Below are 2,080 nucleotides of genomic sequence, written 5' to 3'. Positions count from 1 at the left end.
GCGCCGGCCCGGCCGCGTGCCGCACCGCCCCGGGCTTTCGCGCCACCGGGGCGACCGGAAGCGCACGCTCCTGCGAAGGGCTGACGGCTCGGCTCACGGACACGCCCCTCGGATCGAAGATCGGCGCGAGGCTGCCTGCATCCGCGCGGCCGTTCAAGATGCCGGTGCGGGCGAATGCTGTGGGAACACGGCGATGTGTCCGGGTTGCACAAGTCGGGACGGCCCGGAATCGCGGAGAGACGGGATCCGATCCGTCGACCGCCCCGACGTGGCCTGCCTCGACGTGACCTGCACCGACGGGATCTGCACCCAGTCGGTCCGGCTGCGCCCCGCGTGCGGCCGGGGCCGGCACGATTTCAGGACGCGCGTGCGGCCGGGGCGAAACTCGCGGCGAGCATCGTCCGGTCCCCGGCCGGCATCCCACGCGCCGCCATGAACTCCGGCACGCGCCGCATCGCCGCCTGGACCGCCTCGCGAATGCTGTCGGCCGCGATGCGCGACAGCTTGAACCGCGGATGGGACGCGAACGCCCGTTCGGCATCCCATTCGGGACCGAGGCCCGGCGCCGGCGCGCAGACATGCCGCATCACGCCCGGATGCGGTGCGATGTCGAAGACCGGCGACAGCCGCCACCCGTCGCCCGCACCGAGGAACGCGTGGTTGCGCAGGTGGTCGTCGGTGTTGTGGAGGCACGCGTTCACCAGGAGCCGCCGGAACATCTCCGGAAACGCGTTCGCGACGCCGATCGACTCCGCGACCGCCGCGATGTCGACGTAGGTCTTCCGGGTGCCGTAGCCGAAGCTCGGCTCCTTGAGCAGCGTGGCCGCACTCAGATAGGCGATCGGCTCGCCTTCCGAGGTGCGGTCGAACCGTTCGACGAGAAGCACGCTTCGACCGCCGATATCGAGAAGCTCGCGAGCCGGGACCGACAGGCCGGCCGCCTCGGCGACGTCGAGGCAGACCGCCTCCGCGCGCGGATCGTCGAACCTGTCGCCCCAGGCGGGAAACTTCGCGATCCACTGGCGCCCGCGGTGCCGCAGCCGCGCCTTGGGGCGGGCGCCCCCGACGTCGGCGCTGTTGCGGAGGAGCACCTGCAGGTGATGCGAGGCGCTGCGGCCGTCCTCGATCGCCTCGGCCGCCGCCAGCAGCGCCGCGATGTCGTCCTCCGCGGCGGGCAGGTGCAGGAGCGGGGCTTCGTCCGGAACCCAGGTTCGGGGACCGTCCGGGGTCGGGCCGAAGGCGAGGTCCCCCGTTCGCGTGGTTCCGCCCAGGGCAAGATACTCGGCCATCCCGAGGCGTCGATGCGGGAAGGCCCGATCGAGGATGCCCTTGCCCCAGCCGTCGGGCCCGGCATCGTGAAAGGCGAGGTGGACCTCGTCGGGATGAGCCGACCTCGACCGGCCGCTGATCGGAAGCCCGATCGGATCGATCGGCCTCGGGGTCCTGGAGCGAAGGACGGACTTGGCGTAGACGAAGCGGCCGATCCGCCTGTCGCCCCCTTCGAAGCGGAGCGAGCCGACGGGGACGTAGCGCGCCGCATCCCATCGGAAGACGACGAGCTCGTCGAGGCGGCCGGATTCAGAAATCGGCCACATGGGCAGACCTCCTCGATCGCCGGCGGCCGAGCACGGCGTCCATGTCGTCGCCGATCGGATCGGCGGCGACGATCTCCCCGAGGCGTTCGGTATAGCCGAGGACGGTCAGCGCCTTGAGCAGGATGCCGACCGCCACGCCCGGACGCCCGTTCTCGATCGCGACCACGGATGGGCGGCCGACCCCCATGCGCTCGGCGAACGCGGCCTGGGTGAGGTTTCGGCGCAGCCGTGCGAGCCGGATGGTCTGGCCGAGCCTCGCGAGGCTCGCCAGTTCGTCGCTCGACAGGACCGTGGTCGTGCGCATGGCTAGAACTCCATACGTTATCTTGGTTTGTGATATATCTTCTGATCGCCTGAAGGACTAGCACGGACTGCCGGGCGGCGGGAAGGCCTTGTAGAACCCCTGCCGGGTGAGCTGCGCGTTCAGCTCGGCCAGCGGCCGCGACTGGTCGTGCTTCAGGAAGACCGTGAGCAGGATCGCGTTG

General features: G+C 70.9%; 2 protein-coding genes. Both read right to left on the bottom strand.

What is annotated here, in order from left to right:
• Window positions 1–356 precede the first annotated feature (356 nt).
• Complete coding sequence (locus FV223_RS26105) at window positions 357–1,595, bottom strand: HipA domain-containing protein (RefSeq protein WP_147729655.1); 1,239 nt, start codon at window positions 1,593–1,595, stop codon at window positions 357–359.
• Window positions 1,579–1,899: a helix-turn-helix domain-containing protein gene (locus tag FV223_RS26100; RefSeq protein WP_147729654.1), complete on the bottom strand. Its 321-nt coding sequence runs from the start codon at window positions 1,897–1,899 to the stop codon at window positions 1,579–1,581. The genes FV223_RS26105 and FV223_RS26100 overlap by 17 nt, the downstream gene beginning before the upstream one ends.
• Window positions 1,900–2,080: the final 181 nt, after the last annotated feature.

Origin of the sequence: Methylobacterium sp. WL116, assembly GCF_008039455.1 — a bacterium.
Taxonomy (GTDB): domain Bacteria; phylum Pseudomonadota; class Alphaproteobacteria; order Rhizobiales; family Beijerinckiaceae; genus Methylobacterium.
Note: the sequence above shows the minus strand (reverse complement) of the source record. Positions and strands in the feature narration are given on the sequence as shown.